Source organism: Vibrio sp. 10N.222.52.B7 (genome assembly GCF_041474275.1).
GTDB classification, from domain to species: Bacteria; Pseudomonadota; Gammaproteobacteria; order Enterobacterales; family Vibrionaceae; genus Vibrio; species Vibrio crassostreae_C.
This window is the reverse complement of the sequence record NZ_JBFRTU010000362.1, coordinates 1-354: the sequence shown is the minus strand read 5'-3', so window position 1 is coordinate 354 and position 354 is coordinate 1. Positions and strand designations below refer to the sequence as shown.

The 354-nt window shown below is 46.6% G+C and carries 1 protein-coding gene; it reads left to right on the top strand.

The window, feature by feature from the left end; translation table 11 throughout:
* Positions 1-354 (top strand): carbohydrate porin (locus AB4512_RS23225; RefSeq protein ID WP_372175879.1); only part of this gene is annotated, 354 nt, incomplete at both ends.

Below are 354 nucleotides of genomic sequence, written 5' to 3'. Positions count from 1 at the left end.
AAATGGGTCACCAACTTGCATACCTAGCAGGTTCAGACCTAGGTGTTGATAAGCATGATTCAAGCCAATACTCTATCGTGGCTCGTCCAATGTATAAGTGGAACGACACAATGCGTACTATCTTCGAAGCTGGCTATAACGCTGGTGAAGTAGACAACGTTGACTTTGGTGGCGCTAAATTTACTGTTGCTCAAGCATGGGCAATGGGTGACAGCTTCTGGGCTCGTCCTGAAATCCGTGTATACGGTAGCTACCTAATGGATCTAGAAGGTGATTCATTCGGCGAAGTGAAAGATGCGAGCGGAGATGTAACAGCTAAAGGTGCTGACAACGACTTCGTTGTTGGTATCCAAG